This is a genomic window from Sphingomonas beigongshangi (assembly GCF_016820445.1).
GTDB lineage: Bacteria > Pseudomonadota > Alphaproteobacteria > Sphingomonadales > Sphingomonadaceae > Sphingomonas > Sphingomonas beigongshangi.
In genome coordinates this window covers 201758-218579 of record NZ_JADHDT010000008.1, presented here as the reverse complement: position 1 = coordinate 218579, position 16822 = coordinate 201758, and the positions used below count along the sequence as shown (strand labels likewise).

At 67.6% G+C, this 16822-nt stretch carries 15 protein-coding genes; 7 read left to right on the top strand and 8 right to left on the bottom strand.

Going from position 1 to position 16822, the window contains the following annotated elements; genetic code table 11:
- Nucleotides 1-61: 61 nt before the first annotated feature.
- Nucleotides 62-1468 carry an MATE family efflux transporter gene (locus IQ292_RS15565; RefSeq protein ID WP_203311223.1) on the top strand — a complete coding sequence of 469 codons (1407 nt, stop codon included), beginning with the start codon at nucleotides 62-64 and terminating at the stop codon, nucleotides 1466-1468.
- Nucleotides 1469-1473: 5 nt separating this feature from the next.
- Here the strand turns inward: IQ292_RS15565 and IQ292_RS15560 are convergent, their stop codons facing one another.
- Complete coding sequence (locus IQ292_RS15560) at nucleotides 1474-2394, bottom strand: NADP-dependent oxidoreductase (protein WP_203311222.1); 921 nt, start codon at nucleotides 2392-2394, stop codon at nucleotides 1474-1476.
- Between the two features lie 96 nt (nucleotides 2395-2490).
- On the bottom strand, nucleotides 2491-3933 hold the full coding sequence (locus tag IQ292_RS15555) for a L,D-transpeptidase family protein (RefSeq protein ID WP_203311221.1): 1443 nt from the start codon (nucleotides 3931-3933) through the stop codon (nucleotides 2491-2493).
- A gap of 252 nt (nucleotides 3934-4185) precedes the next feature.
- On the opposite strand from IQ292_RS15555, the gene IQ292_RS15550 reads away from it, so the two are divergent.
- The 3 genes from IQ292_RS15550 (at nucleotide 4186) to IQ292_RS15540 (ending at nucleotide 6306) form a co-directional block, all read left to right on the top strand.
- Nucleotides 4186-4572, top strand: a complete 387-nt coding sequence (locus IQ292_RS15550) for a hypothetical protein (RefSeq protein ID WP_203311220.1) — start codon at nucleotides 4186-4188, stop codon at nucleotides 4570-4572.
- Complete coding sequence (locus IQ292_RS17830; RefSeq protein ID WP_338057646.1) at nucleotides 4557-5192, top strand: PAS-domain containing protein; 636 nt, start codon at nucleotides 4557-4559, stop codon at nucleotides 5190-5192. The genes IQ292_RS15550 and IQ292_RS17830 overlap by 16 nt, the downstream gene beginning before the upstream one ends.
- A gap of 67 nt (nucleotides 5193-5259) precedes the next feature.
- On the top strand, nucleotides 5260-6306 hold the full coding sequence (locus IQ292_RS15540) for a retroviral-like aspartic protease family protein (protein WP_203311219.1): 1047 nt from the start codon (nucleotides 5260-5262) through the stop codon (nucleotides 6304-6306).
- Here IQ292_RS15540 and IQ292_RS15535 read toward each other — a convergent pair.
- From IQ292_RS15535 to IQ292_RS15510, 6 genes are read right to left on the bottom strand one after another with little or no spacing between them, the layout of a single operon-like run.
- A complete protein-coding gene (locus tag IQ292_RS15535) occupies nucleotides 6257-7243 on the bottom strand; it encodes a glycosyltransferase (RefSeq protein ID WP_203311218.1) in 987 nt (328 codons plus the stop codon). The two genes, IQ292_RS15540 and IQ292_RS15535, sit on opposite strands and share 50 nt — an antisense overlap.
- On the bottom strand, nucleotides 7240-8127 hold the full coding sequence (locus IQ292_RS15530; RefSeq protein ID WP_203311217.1) for a polysaccharide pyruvyl transferase family protein: 888 nt from the start codon (nucleotides 8125-8127) through the stop codon (nucleotides 7240-7242). The genes IQ292_RS15535 and IQ292_RS15530 overlap by 4 nt, the downstream gene beginning before the upstream one ends.
- Entirely contained in the window at nucleotides 8124-9197 is a 1074-nt protein-coding gene (locus IQ292_RS15525) for a glycosyltransferase (RefSeq protein ID WP_203311216.1), read from the bottom strand. Before IQ292_RS15525 ends, IQ292_RS15530 begins: the two co-directional genes overlap by 4 nt.
- Entirely contained in the window at nucleotides 9194-10117 is a 924-nt protein-coding gene (locus tag IQ292_RS15520; RefSeq protein WP_203311215.1) for a galactosyltransferase-related protein, read from the bottom strand. The genes IQ292_RS15525 and IQ292_RS15520 overlap by 4 nt, the downstream gene beginning before the upstream one ends.
- On the bottom strand, nucleotides 10114-11256 hold the full coding sequence (locus tag IQ292_RS15515) for a glycosyltransferase (RefSeq protein WP_203311214.1): 1143 nt from the start codon (nucleotides 11254-11256) through the stop codon (nucleotides 10114-10116). The genes IQ292_RS15520 and IQ292_RS15515 overlap by 4 nt, the downstream gene beginning before the upstream one ends.
- Entirely contained in the window at nucleotides 11253-13271 is a 2019-nt protein-coding gene (locus tag IQ292_RS15510) for an HAD-IIB family hydrolase (protein ID WP_203311213.1), read from the bottom strand. The genes IQ292_RS15515 and IQ292_RS15510 overlap by 4 nt, the downstream gene beginning before the upstream one ends.
- Nucleotides 13272-13568: 297 nt before the next feature.
- On the opposite strand from IQ292_RS15510, the gene IQ292_RS15505 reads away from it, so the two are divergent.
- The 3 genes from IQ292_RS15505 (at nucleotide 13569) to IQ292_RS15495 (ending at nucleotide 16120) form a co-directional block, all read left to right on the top strand.
- Nucleotides 13569-14201, top strand: a complete 633-nt coding sequence (locus tag IQ292_RS15505; protein ID WP_203311212.1) for a Dps family protein — start codon at nucleotides 13569-13571, stop codon at nucleotides 14199-14201.
- 384 nt (nucleotides 14202-14585) lie between these two features.
- Entirely contained in the window at nucleotides 14586-14894 is a 309-nt protein-coding gene (locus IQ292_RS15500; RefSeq protein WP_203311211.1) for a hypothetical protein, read from the top strand.
- A 437-nt stretch (nucleotides 14895-15331) separates the two neighbouring features.
- Nucleotides 15332-16120, top strand: a complete 789-nt coding sequence (locus IQ292_RS15495) for a PEPxxWA-CTERM sorting domain-containing protein (RefSeq protein WP_238941147.1) — start codon at nucleotides 15332-15334, stop codon at nucleotides 16118-16120.
- Nucleotides 16121-16822: the final 702 nt, after the last annotated feature.

Below are 16822 nucleotides of genomic sequence, written 5' to 3'. Positions count from 1 at the left end.
GGGTGACGGGAAGGGAGAGGAAGGCGGTCGGCACGGCGGGCATTTGCTGTAAGGCACTGGCATGCAGCCGACCCTTTCCCCGTCTCTCGCCGCTCCGCCACCATCGTCGGTCAAGGACGAGGGAAGGGCGTTGCTGTCGCTTGCCGGGCCGCTGGTCGGCGCGAACCTGTTGCAGATGGCGATCGCCGCGGTCGACGTGATCTTCGTCGCGCGGCTCGGCGCCGTCGACCTGGCGGCCGCGACGCTGGCGGCCTTTCTCTTCAATCTCCTGAGCTATGCGCTGATCGGCCTGACGAGTGCGGCGGCGCCCCTGATCGCCGCGGAACGTGGCCGCAAGGCGCACGCCGTCCGCGGCGTACGGCGCGACGTGCGCATGGCGTTGTGGGTCGGGTTGATCGGTGCGGTGCCGGTGATGCTGCTGCTCTGGCATGGCCAGGCCCTGCTGTCGCTTGCCGGCCAAGATGCCGAGGTCGCGCGACGGGCCGGCCTGTTCCTGCGTATCCTGCTCGCCGCCGTGCCGCTGTCGGTCGCGGCGGGCGTGATGCGCATCGCCGCGGCGGCGCTCGGGCGGCCGGGCTGGGCATTCCTCGCGACGGGCGTCGCCCTGCTGGTGGACATCGTCGGCAATTGGGTGCTGGTCTTTGGCCATTGGCACGCGCCGCCGCTGGGGCTGGCGGGATCGGCACTGGCGAACCTGATCAGCTTCGCGGTCATGACCCTGACCTATGCGGTGATCCTCGTGCGTGATCCGCGGTTGCGGCGCTATCGCCTCTTCGGCCGCTGGTGGCGTGGCGATGGCGCCCGCGCGTGCGACATCTGCCGTATCGGGCTGCCGATCATGGCAACCTGGATGCTGGAGGGGGGACTGTTCGGCGGCGCGGCCTTGCTGATGGGCCTGATCGGCGTCACCGACGTTGCAGCCCATGCCATCGCGCTCAACATCGCCGCCTTCGCATTCCAGCTGCCGTTCGGCATCGCGCAGGCGGCGACGATCCGCGTCGGTCTGGCGTACGGCGCCGCGGATCGCCGCTGGATCGCGCTGGCAGGGAATGTCGCGCTGGCGATCGGCGTCGGCGTGATGGCCGTCACCGCCACGATCATCTGGACCGCCCCCCGATCCCTCATCGGCCTGTATATCGACACGCACGATCCCGCCAATGCGACGGTGGTGGCGTTGGCCGTCCGCTTCCTGACGGTGGCGGCGGTGTTTCAGCTGGCGGACGGCGCGCAAGCCGTGGCGGCCGGTGTCCTGCGCGGCATCCAGGACACGCGCGTACCGATGCTGATCGCCGCGTTCGGCTATTGGGTCGTCGGCTTCGGCAGCTCGGTGGCGCTCGGCTTCGCGACGCCGCTCGCCGGAGCCGGCATATGGTGGGGCCTTGCGGCGGGGCTGCTCGTCGTCGCGCTGCTGCTCACCATGCGCTGGCGCGCGCGCGGCCGGCTCGGGCTGGAACCCGCGCCGCCCTGAGCGGCTCAAACGACCAGGATGACCTTGCCGCGCGGATGATCGTTGCGGGCGAAGCGATGCGCATCCTCGACCGCGTCCAGCTTGAAACGGCGCGATATCTCGACCCGAACGGCGCCCTCGGCGACCAGATCCAGCACCCGGCCGAGCGCCACCGCGTCGGGCTGCGCATGCCAGCGGGGCACGGTGCGGACGCCGAGCGCGGCGGCGCGCGCCTCGTCCGGATCAAGCGTCGACACCAGGATGCCCCCCGGTTTCAACGTCTCGAACGACCTGGCCTGCGTCTCTCCCCCCTGCGTGTCGAAGACGAGGTCCAGCCCGGTGGCGACGTCCTCGAAACGCTGGCTGCGATAGTCAATGACGGTATCGGCGCCGAGGCAGGCGACGAAATCGAGATCGTCCGCGGCAGCGGTCGCGAACACGGTGCAGCCCTTCCAGCGTGCGAACTGGACCGCAAGGTGTCCCACCCCGCCTGCCGCGCCATGGATCAGCACCCGCTGACCGGTTTCCAGCCCGCCATGGTCGAACAACCCCTGCCAGGCGGTCATCGCCGCCAGCGGCAGCGCGCCAGCGATATCGGTCGACACCGGATCGGGGATGCGTGTCATCTCCTCGGCGGTCACCCGCACGCGCGTGGCCTGTGCGCCGCGATCCTGCCCGATGAAGGCGCACACGCGGTCGCCCGGCGTCCAGCCTTCGATCTCGCTCGTCTCGATCGTGCCGGCAAGATCGCGGCCCAAGGTGATCGGCAGCTTGGCCTCGCCGACGGGGGCATAGGCGCCTTCCGCCGTCTTCCAATCGACGGGGTTCACGCTTGCTACCTCCACGGCGACGATCACGCCGCCCGCAGAGGCCGGAGGATCGACGCGCTCGACGACCAGCGTTTCGGGTTGCGTGAAGCGGTGAACCCGCACGGCTTGGACGGTCATCGTTGGATCCTCGATTGGGGTGCCGCATGCCCAACCAAGGTCTTCACGCGCCGTTCCCGTACGGCTGCCGACGGACGCGTCAGGCGAGCGACGGCGTCACGGGCCGATGTCCGCGGCGCCCTTCTGGACGCGCAGGGCCTTGCCCGCCTTGAAGCCGAGCGCGGCACCGACGCGATCGTCCCACGCGTACGGGTCGTTGCGGACGATCGGTTCGCCGTCGTCGCCGAACAGCACGGTCTGGTACAGCATACGAACGGGGATCTGTCGGGGTAGCTTGACGAACGTTTCCTTGCCGGTCGCGCGCGCCTGATGCCAGGCGTCTAGCACGCCCTCGTCGGTGGCGATCATCTCGGCGAAGCCGAGCGCGTCGTCCACCCGGACGCAGCCGTGGCTGCGCTGGCGCTGCACCATGCCGAACAGCGCCTTGGCCGGCGTGTCGTGCAGGTAGATGGCCTGGTCGTTGAGCATGTCGAACTTGACGAGGCCCAGCGAGTTCTTCGGACCAGGCTGCTGCACGATCCAGCCGTCCTTCCACACCATGTTGTTGGCGCGCAGATAACCCTGACCCTTCCCCGCGATCTCCTTCTCCTGGATCGATCGGGGCACCGTCCAGGTCGGGTTCGCCACCAGACGGAAGACGGGCGAGCCAAGCTGCGGCGTTTCCCGGTCAGGCTCGCCGACCACCACCTTGCGGCTGTCGACGATCGCACCGTCACGCCAATAGGTCAGCCGCGCCGCCGCGAGATTGACATCGATGCGCGTCTTGGGCGGATTGCGATCGAGCCAGCGGAGCCGCTCCATCGCGACCGCAATCGCGCGCGCACGATCCGCGTCGGACATGTTGAGGATGGCGAGCGCTTCGGCCCCGATGATCCCATCGGGCCTCATGCCGTAATCCGCCTGCATCCGCCGGACGGCATCGACCAGTGGCGGAGCGTAGATCGAGCCTGAGGGCGGCGCTCCGTCCAAATAGCCCAGCACCACCAATTCGTGGGCGACCGCCGGGATGCGTGGATCGTTCGCGCCGGGCTTTACCGGCTGGTCGGTCACGGCGATGTCGGGGGTCGAATCCGGTGCCGGCTGCCGGCGCTTCAGATAGGCCGCCGACAGCCTGGCGTAATTGGCGTCCTGCGGGGCAAGCCCGTTCAGCCAGCCGGCCAGATCGCCGTTGTGCAGCGCCGCCGCCAACCCGGCCTTAAGATCCGGATGGGGACGGGGGACTGTGTAGATGTCGTAGAGCTTCGTCGGGTCGGTCGCGCCCTGCGACAGCGCGGCGGCATAGCGCAGCGCCTGCTCCGTCCGCTGACGATCGTCCGCTGGCGGTGGGCCGAAGTCGACATGGTCGAGCCCATGCGCCGCGCGGCCGTCGATCGCCGTGCGCAATTGGTCCGTCGTCTTGCTGGTCCAGCCCGCCTGCGCGACGGGCGCCTGCGGCGTCGCCGTCGCACTGGCGTTACGGTCCTGTGCGACCTCGACGTTGCAGGCCGACAGCAGCAACGCGACGACGACGATACTTCCTGACCTTGACCGCACGCTCATCTCCCGCCTGTGCAGAGGGTAGAACGGCGTGGCAGGCAGTCTGCTCCGTCCGGATCATAGCGGATGCGCAACATTTTACGCCGCGGCGCTCCCGCGACGGTGGATCGATCGATCTCGGTACGGTTCTGTCCATCCGCCAATGTGAGTTTATTAAGGCTTGTGGGCGATGGTCCGGTCTTGAAGGCGCGGTCCGTCGGTAAGGCCGACAGGACGGTCATCGACCGCGTCTTCGTGCCTGGAACAGGACCTGGAATGTCTCGCGAACACTATGAAATCGCATTCGATGAGCAAGCGTCGCTGTTCTCGATCACCGCGCGCGGATTCTGGACCGTGCCGGTCGCGACGAAGTTCACCGCGGAGGCTCTGGCGCGCGCCACCGCGGCGCGCCTGCGCCACGGTCCTTTCCGGGCGATCGCCGACCTGCGTGAATCCAGCGTCCACTCCGGCGCGGTCGTGGACATATTGGCGTTGTTCGTGCCGAAAGCGATGAAGCTGACGTCCGCGCCGGTCGCCGCGGTGGCCTCGTCGAACCTCGCGAAGCTACAGACCGAACGCTACCTGCGCGGTCCGAACTGTCGTACGTTTCTGTCGATGGACGAAGCCCGCGCGTGGATGGATCGGCTGTGGGAGCAGCGCTGACCGACACGCCGCTGGATGCGGCTGCACAGCTCGCGCTTCTGATGGCCCACGTCCGTCAGGGAGTGGTCATGTACGACGCCGACGAGTCGATCATGCTGATCAACGACCGCGTCCCGACGATCTTCGGATTCGCGCGGGGTTCGATCTCGATCGGCTCGACGTTGGGCGGCTATCTCGCGTCCGTCGGCAGGGCCGTCGGCTGGCCTGCCGATCGGGTGGCGCGCGTCCTCGACAATCATCGTAGCTGGTCGCGACAGGGGATCCCGCAACGGTTCGACCACGTCTTCGACAGCGGCAAAATCTTTGAGGTGACGTTCGATCCGATCGCGGCGGGGGGTGCGATACTGACGTTCCTGGATGTCACGCATGAAAGGATGATGCACCGTCGCAGCGACTCGCGTGACGCACTGGCCCGCCAGTCCGGCTCGATGCTGGCGACCGTCGCGCGGATTTCGGCGGACACGCGCAACCTCGCGCTGAACGCCAGCATCGAGGCCGCCCGCCTCGGCGATCTCGGCCGCGGATTTGCCGTCGTCGCGGCCGCGATCCGCGACTTGTCGCGCGAGACCTCCGCCGTGCTGATCGAGATGGCGCGCGTCAACGAGGACCTGCTGCGCTGATCCCGACGTCTGCGACGCAATCCCCCGGAAACATTGGATTGGCGTCGTCGCGGTGCTAGGATCGGCCATGGTCGCGTGCTGCCTCTTCTGGCTTGCCGGTGCGCTGTTCCCCCAGGCGGCGGCGCTGCCGCAGCGCGTCCCGGATCCCCCGCCCGCCGCCCGCCTCCCGCCCGGCGAAGCACAGATCGACGACGCGCTGGAGATCGCGGGCGAAAGCGTCGCCGGCGAGCAACTCGACACGCGCATGGCCGTGGGCGTGACCGTTAACGGCCATGGCCCCTACCGCTTCGTCGTCGATAGCGGCGCGGATCGGTCGGTGATCGCGGACAGGCTTGCGCGTGCGCTTGTCTTGCCACCCGGCGAACCGGTGATGTTGCACGGCATGGCCGGGACGAGCCGCCGCGAGACGGCGCGTATCGCTCGGCTCGGGATCGGCAGCAGTATCGTGGAGGACATCGCGGCGCCGACCTTGCCCGAGGCCACTTTGGGTGCGCGCGGCCTGGTCGGGATCGATGCGTTGCGGGGTCAGCGGCTGATGCTCGATTTCGAGACGAACGCCGTCACCGTCGAGGATACGCGGCGGCCGGTGCAGACCCGTGCCGACGACATCGTCGTCACCGCGCGTCGTCGCGGCGGCCAGCTGATCCTGACGCAGGCGCGGGCCGGCGGCGTCGGCATCCGCGCGGTCGTCGATACCGGGTCGCAGCTGACGATCGGCAATCTCGCGCTTCGCGACGCCCTGTTCCATCGCCGTCGGACGCCGCTGCAGTCCGCCACGACCGAACTGATCAGCGTGACCGGCGAGCGGATGGAAGTGCCGCTGGCCATCGTTCCGGAGATGCGGATCGGCAGCATCACGATGCGCAACGTCGTCGTCGGCTTCGCGGACCTGCCCCCGTTTGCGCTCTTCGGGTTGCGCGACACACCGGCGATGATGCTGGGAACCGACCTGATGGGGAGCTTCCGCCGCGTCTCGCTCGATTTCGGGGCGAAGAAGGTCCGGTTCCAGCTGCGCCGATGCGGACCTCCGCCCGCGCTCGACCGCGGCTGGCAGTCGCTTCGCCTCAACGGCGAGTCGCCGGGCGTCTGTCCACCGGCGCCGACGGGACGCTGACGTTCCGCCCGTGTCCGCGCGTGCGGCGCTGGGCGGCTGCACGGGCTGCCACCCAAGCATAGATGGCCATGCCGCGGATCTTGCAGCGCAGGCGGAAGAAGTGGAAGGCCCGGACGCTCGCGTGGGTGCGTATGGGAGCGAACACATCGCGCGGCAGCGCCGCGAGGTCGCCCAGCAGAAAGCGGAGCACGCGCGGGTCCTTGAACAGGAATTTGGCGTAGAGCGCGCCATCGCCGATGCCGTAGCCCGCCAGCAGCGAGCGTTCCTCGGCCGGCAAACGGCGTCCGTGATGGTGGTCCACCACGAAGCGGGGATCGTAGCGAATGGCAACGCCGGCCGCCTGCGCGCGGACGAGATAGTCGGTATCTTCGGCTGCGCGGAACGGCGTGCCGGCCCCGAAGCGCGCATCGAACGGGCCGACGCGGCCGGGCACATCGCCGGTCATGGCCAGATTGGCGCCCATGGCGAAGCCGCCGGGAAAGCGATGCGGCGCGGCGACCATCGGATGGTCCTCGAGTTTGATGGTGAGCGGAAGGTCCGCCGGATCGCCCGGCAGGATGCGCCCGCCGACGATCGCGGGCGCCTGCAGGGCGGAGAAGCAGCTGACGAGCGCAGCGAAATAGTCGGTATGGAGACGGCAATCGTCATCCGTCATCGCGAGGATCGCGCCGCGGGCATGGGGCAGGCCGGCATTGCGCGCATGCGCCAGTCCAGCCCGCTCGGCCTTGATCAGTCGGACCGCGAACGGCTGATCCGCTGCCCAGCGCGCGAGACAGTCGGCCGTGCCGTCGGCGGAGCCATTGTCCACCAGCACCACCTCGATCCGCGGCGCCTCCGGATGCGCGGCGGCGCGCGTGATCGACGACAGCAATCGCGGCAGGGAAAGCACGCGATCGCGCGTGCACACCAGCAGGCTCACCACCGGCGTGTCCGTCACGCGGCCGCCGATCTTATGGCTGGAACCGAGCGATGAAGCCGATGACTTGCCGAGGTCCACGCCTCGACATAGCGACCGATCTTTCCATAGTCGTTGTCGAGGACGACATGGGGAATGTCGAGCAACAGCGCGAGGATATGGCCGTGCAGGCGGTCGGTGACGATCGCTTCTCCGCGCGACAGAAGACGAAGGCCGCGGCGGAAACGCGCCAGCGCTTGCGCCGCATGATCGCCCTCCACCGTGCCTTCGTCGTCGAGCCAGTCGCAGGCGAGCGTCCCAGGGGCAAGCGCGGGGGCATGCGCATCGCGCTCGACATCCGTGCGCATCAGCGCCAGCAAGGGTACGTCTGTCCTTTGCCGCGGCTGGGGGCCAAGCGCGAACGCGGAATCGGGGGCGATAGCCGCCGAGGAGCCGATCATGTCGCGCGCGATGCCGAGACTGGGGCAGTCACGAACGTACAGCGTCAGCGCGGGATGGGCGGCAACGACGCTCGCAAAGCGCGCGGCGGCCGTCGCATCGCGAAAATGGATCGACTGGGGCAATTGCACGATCCGGCGATCGGGCAGCGTCGCGAGCACCGTTTCGCGCAGCCGCTGGTGATGCGGCCAGATGTCGCCGAGATTGCCGCCGCCGTGCAGGAAGACGATGCCGTCGGGACAGGCGGCGCGCAGTGCCCGCTCATCGAAATCGTGCCAAGTGCAAACATAGTCGGGTTCGCGGCCGGTGATCGCGCGCAGCATCGCCAGCTCGCCGAGCCAGATCGCGCTGTCGCCGACATTGGCGTGGTCGGGAAAATCGAGCAACGCATAGCGGTCGCCCGGCCCGACATGGCTGCGATACAATCGATCCAGCGCCGCCTGCTGAACCACGATCACATCGGTCATGCCGCCAGCCTGGCGTCACCCGCCATCACCGTCCGGTACAGCGCCTCGCAGCGATCGAGCCAGCGTTCGCGCGTGAACAGGCGCATCACCCGGTCGCGCGGTACGGTGGGGTCTATCGCCATCGCCTCGCGCATCGTGGCGGCCAGTCCCTCGACGTCGCCGGGCGGCGCGAACCGGCCAGCTTCGCCGACCACCTCGCGCGCGGCGCCCATGTCGAACGCGGCGACGGGCAGGCCGCAGGCCATGGCTTCCGCCGCGACCAGTCCGAAGGGTTCGTCCCAGCATGGCGTGAAGACGAACAAAGAGGCGCGACCGAGCTCGTCGGCGAGCGCCGCCGCACCGAGATGGCCGCCATAGACGACGGTATCGGCGATCAGCGGTTCGACCTCGGCGGACCAGTAATCCGGGTCCTCGATCGCGCCGAACAGGGTCAGGCGAATGCCCGCCGCGCGCGCCGCCCGGGCGGCGAGATGGGGCCCCTTGTTGGGGGTGATCCGCCCACACCAGACCGCGTCGCCGTTACCGTCCGTGCGGTAAGGCCAGCGCGCCGCGTCGATACCGTTGTGCAGTATCGAAACCTCCGCCGGCGCGCCGGCGGGCCACCATGCCTCGCGCTGCCGTGCAGACGTGACGGTCAGGTGATGGCGCGGCGACGGGCTCTGGCTGACGAACCAGTGCAGCGCGTCGTACGGCGGGACGTGGAGGGAGGTGACGGTCGGCACCATCGCGGTGCGTCGCTGCTCGAGCGGGAAGCGATGCAGACTGTTGTTGTGGACGACGTCGAAGCCCCCCGCCGCGATCCGGTCGCACGCCGCCGCATAGCCATGGTCCAGATGCGCGATGAGCGGAGCGGATCCACGATGCTCCGCCCAGGGAAAGGTCCGTTCGTAATGCTCGGGCAGGACGGGATCGATGGCGAAGCGCGGATCGCTGTCGCCCGAGGCGAACAGAACCACGTCATGACCGCGATCCTGCAGCCCGGCGGCGAGCTGCCAGCAATGCGCCTCCATCCCGCCGGCGAAGGGTTCCGCGATCCGCTGACGAACATGGGCGAGGACCGCGATCCTCATGCCGCGACCGTATCCGGCGCTCGCGCGGCCGCTTCCAGGTGACGCAGGACGGTCGCCGTATTCGCATAGGGCTGGTGGCTCTGCTGTCCGGTCAACGCGCGATCGCCGTCGTCGGGCGCGCGCAGGATCCGGATCGGCCGGCCGGGGGCGTCGTCGATCAGGCCCATCAGGCGAAAGGCGTGCAGCCAATGGCCCATGGTGCGATAGCCCCATTTCTGCTCGAACAATTGCGCGTTGCGCACCACGCTGTCGAGGTGATGGACGGGCGGCATGTGGTGCGGGTGATATTGATGATAGGCGAGCCCGCCCTTTATCCACGCGATCGGCACGCCCGCGCCGTCCAGCATCTTGCCGAAATCGGTGTCCTCGCCGCCATAGCCGACATAGCGTTCATCGAAGCCGCCGACGCGCAGGAAGGTGTCGCGCCGCATGGCAAAGTTGAGCGACCAGAAGCAGCGATAATCCGCGCACAGCTCCAGCCCCCGGGCGGGCGGCCCGCGCCGGTCCGAATGTTTTTCCGCCACCGCCGCAAAGGCGTCGTAGGACCAGTCGCCCGCCGTCGCGCCGCCGGGCAAATACATGACCTCACCCATCAGCAAGCCATCGAAGGTCGCCGCAAAGCCGGCATAGTCCGCGACGAGTTCCGGCGCGGGGATGCAATCCATGTCGAGGAAGACCAGCGTGTCGCCGCGCGCCGCGCCGGCGGCGACGTTGCGCGCCATCGCGAGCGGCAGGGAATCCGCCTCGATCCGGATCTGGCGGACGGGAAAGGGCGCGTCTGGCAGGTCGTAGAGATCGTCCTGCATGACGGCGACGATGAATTCGGTCGGCATCATCGTCTGTCGCGTCAGTCCGAGCACGACGTTGACGAGGTGATCGGGGCGGCCTTTCGCTAGCGTGACGACGGAGACGGAGGTCATAGGGGGCGGGGCTCCAGGGAGGGGGCGAGGGTGATGGTGATCGGGGTCCACAGCCGGTCGGCGAGGGCTTCGAGCCACAGCGCGACCCGGTCAGCGGGCGCATCGTCGATCATTGCGCGCTGCCGGTCGGGCCGATGATGGGCACGCGTCTCGGCGAGCGCGGCGTTCCAGCCTTGCGCCGAAGAGGGAAGGTGGGGGCGAACGGTGGCGACGCCAGCCGCGGCGAGCGCCTCCGCCTTGCGGTGCTGTTCGTCGAAATAGCGCCATTCTGGCACCGCAAGCCAGGGTCGCCCGGCGGCGAGGATCTGCTGGCACGTCGTGTTGCCGGTCGAGGCGATGACGAGGTCCGCCGCCGCGATATGGTCGGCGGCATCCTCCACCCAGCCGCGGTGCTCGACGTTGGATGGTTCGGTGGCATGCCAGTCACGCTGCACCTTGCCGATCGTGATCCACCGCGCATTGGGGCGCGTGCGCGCGCCGACGCCGATCGGCGCCTGGGCAAAGCCTTCGCCGCCGCCGCCCGAAAGGACGAGGATCATCTCCTCGTCCGCGCCGATACCGATCCGCTGGCGCGCCACCTCGCGTTCCGGCACGCGCACGTCGACGCCGAGCCCGCCGGCGAAACAGGTCCGCGCGCGAAATGCATCGTCCCAGTCGGGCTGGCCGAGATCGGCGTGAAAGGGCGCGAGCAGCCCCGCTGCCCCGTCATAGGCGGCGCGATGACCCGGGTCGGTGCGGTCGCCGTGCTGCAGCACCTTGACGTGCGGCACGGAGCAGATGCGTGCGAACTGGGCCACCTCCGCCGACACGTCGCAGAGGATCAGCGCCGGATCCGCGGTGTCGAACCAGTCGGCCAGCGTCCTCATCGCGCGGCGGATCCCCGGCCAGCCCAGCGGCGCGCAATGCAGCGTCTGCGGGGTCGGGACCCAGTCCATGGTCGTCGCCTCGTCGCCGGTGGCTTCGAACAGGGACGGAATACGGACGATGTCGACCTGTTGCGGAAGGGGCGGGAAGATATCGTCGCGCGCGCAGAAGATCGTCATCGGTCGCGCGGACGGCAGCGCCCGTGCGATGGCGGCGCAGCGCTCGGCATGGCCGCGCCCCTGATGATGGACGAAATAGCCGAAGGGACGCATCATGCCGCCGCCGACACGCACGGCTTCGGTGTCGACCGGGCCACGAGACCGAGTGTCGTCAGCCCCTCCAATACACCGGCCGCGTGCCGGCCCGCGACGCGCAGCAGCCCTGGTCGCTCTGGCAGATGGTCGAGTTCCGCGCCGGCATTGCCGACGACGATGGCGTGACCGCAGGCAGCCAGCATGTCGTCGTCGTTGCCGCTGTCGCCCGCCGCGACGCAATCCGCCAGCGTCAGGCCTGAGCGGGCGGCAAAGGCGGCGATCGCCTGCGCCTTGCCGCCGGTGGGCGCGAGCACATCGATCAGGCGACCGTGCGAGAAGACGGTGCGTGCGGCGAGGCCTTGCGCGCGAAGCGTGAGGCGGACGCGTTCCGCATCCGTTGCGGTGCCGTAGAAACTGATCTTGTGCGGCCCCGCCGTCGCCTCCGGCTGGCGGGTGATCCCCAGCGGCGCAAGGGCGTCCTCCACGGCCTCGCGATCCCAATGGGCGTCGAGCGCGCGGGCATAGTCGGGGCAGGCGCGCCACCCGCCATGTCCGTCAGCGAGCATCAGCCGCGTCCCGACGTCGACGATGAACGCGTCCGGCTGGGGAAGCCGCCAGCGTTTCAGGATCATGCGTGCCGCGTCGAAGCCGCGGCCCGTCGCGATGACGAAGGGCAGGTCGGTCGCCTCGCGCCACGCGGCGAACGCGCGTGCGCTCTCCATACAGCCCGTCAGCGTGTTATCGATGTCGCAGGCGAGCAGGCGCGGGGCGGCAAGGTCGCGGTACAGCGTCGATGTCGTCGCGGCATAGCGGTGCCAGCAATAGCGGCCGACATTCGCCCGGGCGGCGGTTGCAAAGCCGGCGTGGCGCGTGGAATCGGCGACGATCGCCTCCATGGCCGCGCCGATCGCGGCCTCGTCCTTCGGGTCGACGAGCAAGCCGTGGCCGATCGTCGCGAGGATATCGGCCGGACCGCCGTTGCGCGTCGCGACGACGGGCACGCCCGCCGCCGCCGCCTCGACCAGCGTCAGGCCGAACGGCTCGTGCAGCGCGGGGTTGACGAACACGCCCCCGTCGGCCGCGCGCGCATAGAGGGCGGCGACGTCGTCCGCGTCATGGGACGCGGGCAGCGCGAAACGGCCGCGCAGGGCCGGGGCGTCGGCCATCGCCCGCAGCTCGGCAAGCGCGGCACGCTCCTCCCCGCTGGCATGCGCGTGTTGCCCGGCGAGAATGACGAGGTTCGCGCGTGCACGCAGCCCGGCGTTGCCGGCGAAGGCGCGCGCGATCGCGCCGAGGTTCTTCTTCGCGACCGGCCTGGCGATGGCGAGCACGATCGGCAGTTCGGGGCGTTCGAACCATTCATCCAGCCGGTCCGCCAGCGTCCGCACGGCTCTTTCGCGGCCTTGGCGCGGCACGCCGGGCGCGACGACCCGGATGCGGTCGCCGAGCGCGACGCCATAGCCTGCGACCTGCCGCCGGGCTTCCTCTTCCGTCGACACGACGACGGAAGAGGCGGCGGCAATGGCCGCGCGTTCGGCGTCAATGCGCGCGTCCAGCCCAGGGCTTTCGATGCGCTGTTCCCGCTTGTCGATGCCGAGCGCATGCGGCGTGTAGACGAAGGGGATGCCGAACCGTCGCTGTGCGACCATCGCGACCGCGGCCGCATCGGCGAAATGCGCATGGATCACGTCGGGTCGGCGCGGCAGAGCGGCGAGCATCGCGACGAACGCCTCGATGAACGCACCGAGGTCCGCCCCCAGTGCCTCCTTCTCGAGGTAGCGACGATCGTCGGTAGCGATGCGGCGAATGGTCACTTTGTGCGCGACCGTTTCGTGGCTGCGGGCATGCGTCGCGCCCAGACGCATGTCGTCGAACGCGCGCGTGACGATGACGACCTGTTCCACATCGTCGCGCATTGCCTGATGGTGAGCGGCATCGAGCACATAGGCGATATGGCCGCCGGTGTCCGCCGTGATCCCGAAATCGACGGGCGGCGCCTTCAGGCAGCCGCCGAGCGCCAGATGAAAGATGATCATGTGCGCCCCTTTTTCTTTTTTGCTGGGGCTCAACGTCGTTCGGGAAAATTGTGTCCAAGAATTATTACTTAGGTTAATTCCGCCGATCGTCGGAAAAGGTTCCGCACGCGCCAAATACTTTTGTGTTGATACAGATCAATGCGTCTCGTAATCTTTCGGGGCGCGTGGGGTGTTTGACCGCGGCTCGGCAGAAACGTCCAATCCGGCGTCATGCCGGAAGCTGAACGAGAATTTAGACAACGCTATCGGCGCTGGCGGCGTTCTGGGCAGTGTTCATCTTCCATGAAGGAATTGCCGATGCGCCTCCCACTGTTCGTCGCTGCGTGCCTCGTCGCCGCGCCCGCCGCCGCCCAGAGTCAGCAGGCGTCGGGCAGTTTCCCGCAGAACAGCATTTCGGACCGCGACCATGGCGGCCCGCGGGGCGAGGCGCAGCGCGCTTCGATCGCCGCCCTGCAGCAGACGCTGACCGAATTGCAGCAGCTTCAGCTCCAGACGAAGCAGGCGCATTGGAACGTCTCCGGCACGCTCTTCTATCCTCTGCACGAGCTGCTGCAGGAGCATTACGAGGGCGTCGGCAAATATGCGGACGAGGTCGCCGAGCGGTTGCTCGCGATAGGCGCCTCGGCCGATGGCCGCGCCAACACGATCGTACGCACCAGCCGCGTGCCCGAAATCACCGGTGGGTTTATCGACGACGGGCAGGTGATCGTCTGGTTCGCGCGCAACTATCGCGTGGTCAGCGATGAGGTGGGACAGGGGATCAAGGCCACCGAAGACGGCGATCCGACCACGTCGAACCTCCTGCAGGAGGTGCAGCACGCGATCGACAAATATCAGTGGCAGATGCGCGCCATGATTCAGCCGACGCCGACCGACCAGAATACGGGGGTTCCGCTCAACGGCGGTCAGCCACTGCCGATGGCGAAATAAGGCCCTGCCGCCGGTCCTTCCGCATGCGGGGCGGACCGGCGGACCTGACCGCCGAGGCACCCGACCGGCCGCGTGCCGTCCTCGAACCTCGCGGCATCGGCAAGGTTTTTGCCTGGTCCGCAGCTTCGTTTGATCATCGTCAATGCATCTCGTCTCTGCCTTCGCCACGAAGGCGGGGCAGAAAGCATGCGCGCGATGGATCCGATCCCGCCTCAGCCCGATGTCGTTTCGTCCGCACCCGGTTGCGACGTGATCCTCGAGATCGACGTGATCGCCAGGCGGAAGCAATCGCGGATAGTCTGTCCGACCACTCCGGCAGGGCGGCGATGACCAAGTTCCTGCAGGGGCACACTGCGCTGGCCATGGATAGCGGCGACGGCGGCGGTGGCGGCGTGGGACGCTATCGCTGGCGCGACGCCCGACGATCGTCTCCCGGCCACGCTGCTCGGTCACATCCGGTGTCGTCACAGGGCCGATGTGGCGGCCGCTCGTGAGCTGGTCGCGGCCTTTGGCGAGATGCACGCGTTTGACGCGCCGGACACGCTAGGACGCCTGCTGCGGACCTTCTCGACAAGCCGCCGGAAGACGATCGATTTCGAGCAACTGACCGTCCTGGCTTTTGCCGGACATCATCTTACGCCGGATGCACGCAACGTGCTGGTCGATACGCTCGCCTACAGCTTGCTGGGATAACGCGCGCCGCCCCGGGCAGGCGAACGCGCCCGGCGTCACGTTCCTGGGGTGTTCCTGCCGCCCGGTCTCCGCTCGCCTCGGCACGGGTTAAGCCTCGTGTCTAGGCCGCAGCGTGTACCATGGTCGCGGGTGCCGGCCGTCCGCCTGATCGCCGTCACCGCCGTGCGCTCGCATGTTTCTGATGCAACGGAGGGCGAGAAACGGGCCCGATCGATGCGGTCGATCCCTGCGCAAGAATACCGCGAGCGAGCGGTTCGAAGCGCCCCTCGTTACCTAAGACGGATCCCACTCCTGTAGCCGCAGGTCGACCGAGGAGAATGTATCGCATTGATACACAGCAAAAAACTTAGGGATGGGGGACTGTCCTTCTGGTGAACGCGAGATTAACACGATGTTCATGCTTCGCGCAGGGACGGAGCGTCGAGAGGATGAATCACATGAAAGTGCATACCGCGATCGTCGCCACGTTGCTGGCGTCAACCATTGTGGCTGCGCCGGCGTCCGCCGCTACTGTTGTCGTGAACACCGTGTCCGGACTGCCCAGCGCGTCGACCTGGGGCACCATTCCGGGAGAGAATACCGGCGGCGGTACCGCGACGGTGAGCACCACGGCGCCCCGGTCCGGCAACGGATCGCTGGAGATGACCGGCGACCGCACGCGCACGCAGCTCGGCATCCAATATGCAGGCGCGCGGACCGATCTTGGCGCGCTTTCGGCGGTGACAGGCCTGACCTTCGACTGGCGGATCGCGGCGGATTCCACCAACCCGTACAACACCGACTATACGCCGGCGCTCCGCCTGCTGATCCAGGACGGATCGGCACGCAAGGAACTGATCTGGGAAGGGGCCTATAACGGCACCTACGGCAACACGCTGCGTGACACCTGGTATTCGTCGTCCGTCAACGACAAGTTCTACATCACCGGCGGGGACGTCAACGCCGGACAGACTATCGCGCAATGGGCGGCGCAGTTGACCGGTGCGACGGTGTCGGGGTTCTCGGTCGGCGTGGGTAGCGGCGCGACCACCGGCTATCATGCATTTGCCGACAACGTCACGTTCATCACCAACAGCGGCAGCACGACCTACAATTTCGAAGCGGCGACCGGCGCGGTCCCCGAACCCGCAACCTGGGCGCTGATGATCCTCGGCATGGGCGCGGTCGGCTTCGCCATGCGCCGTCGCAACAAGACCACCACCACGACGGTGGCATACGCCGCCTGATCAGCCGCGACGACCAAAGCATAACGTCCGTCAAGCCGCCGTCCTTTGAAGAAAGGGCGGCGGTTTGCGCGTCTTGTCCTGCGGCATCAGCAATCTTGATGCGGAAAGGGTGCGAGCATCACCCGGTCTCAGTCTGAGCCTGAGGGATGGTGATATGAGGATGATCAGATCGCTACTTCAGCGGGAGTGCAGCTGTATAGGCCACTCCGGTATAGCCTCCTAGCGGAGCCCCCCTTTCCATTATCGTCACCTACTCACGTCGCATTTCACTGCAATCCGAATGACGGTTTTCGCACCATCTCCGTAGCTTTTGCTCACCAGAGCATCGATCAGCTGAAAGGCCTTTCTGAGTTCATCAGCGCGCTCCGCCTTGGCCTTGACGGAAGAGTCGGCAAATCGCGCCATAGCTCGCTTCCACTTGAAAGCGGCCCAACCGTCACAAATGCAGCCCCCCGCCGTGGGCTTAGTCTCTGGTCTGCGGCTGAACATAACGAAGTGCGTCAATAACATTTTCCGTGAGACGCAAGCATCTCACGATGTTTTTTAATACGTCGTCCGAATGAATATGATGCGTATCTTTTTCCCCGTTTATGCGGCATAAATTGACTTGGTAGCCCTTGTCGTCAAAGCGAAACTCCAAAAATTTGTATCCATCCAATTTAAACCAATGGGTTTTTTGATCTAACGCATGCTCCATTTCAT

What these genes read in the sequence shown, in the direction of transcription:
- IQ292_RS15565 (WP_203311223.1), top strand. Translation starts at nt 62, where the DNA reads ATGCAGCCGACCCTTTCCCCGTCTCTCGCCGCTCCGCCACCATCGTCG.
- IQ292_RS15560 (WP_203311222.1), bottom strand. Translation starts at nt 2,394, where the DNA reads ATGACCGTCCAAGCCGTGCGGGTTCACCGCTTCACGCAACCCGAAACG.
- IQ292_RS15555 (WP_203311221.1), bottom strand. Translation starts at nt 3,933, where the DNA reads ATGAGCGTGCGGTCAAGGTCAGGAAGTATCGTCGTCGTCGCGTTGCTG.
- IQ292_RS15550 (WP_203311220.1), top strand. Translation starts at nt 4,186, where the DNA reads ATGTCTCGCGAACACTATGAAATCGCATTCGATGAGCAAGCGTCGCTG.
- IQ292_RS15540 (WP_203311219.1), top strand. Translation starts at nt 5,260, where the DNA reads ATGGTCGCGTGCTGCCTCTTCTGGCTTGCCGGTGCGCTGTTCCCCCAG.
- IQ292_RS15530 (WP_203311217.1), bottom strand. Translation starts at nt 8,127, where the DNA reads ATGACCGATGTGATCGTGGTTCAGCAGGCGGCGCTGGATCGATTGTAT.
- IQ292_RS15525 (WP_203311216.1), bottom strand. Translation starts at nt 9,197, where the DNA reads ATGAGGATCGCGGTCCTCGCCCATGTTCGTCAGCGGATCGCGGAACCC.
- IQ292_RS15520 (WP_203311215.1), bottom strand. Translation starts at nt 10,117, where the DNA reads ATGACCTCCGTCTCCGTCGTCACGCTAGCGAAAGGCCGCCCCGATCAC.
- IQ292_RS15515 (WP_203311214.1), bottom strand. Translation starts at nt 11,256, where the DNA reads ATGATGCGTCCCTTCGGCTATTTCGTCCATCATCAGGGGCGCGGCCAT.
- IQ292_RS15510 (WP_203311213.1), bottom strand. Translation starts at nt 13,271, where the DNA reads ATGATCATCTTTCATCTGGCGCTCGGCGGCTGCCTGAAGGCGCCGCCC.
- IQ292_RS15505 (WP_203311212.1), top strand. Translation starts at nt 13,569, where the DNA reads ATGCGCCTCCCACTGTTCGTCGCTGCGTGCCTCGTCGCCGCGCCCGCC.
- IQ292_RS15495 (WP_238941147.1), top strand. Translation starts at nt 15,332, where the DNA reads ATGAAAGTGCATACCGCGATCGTCGCCACGTTGCTGGCGTCAACCATT.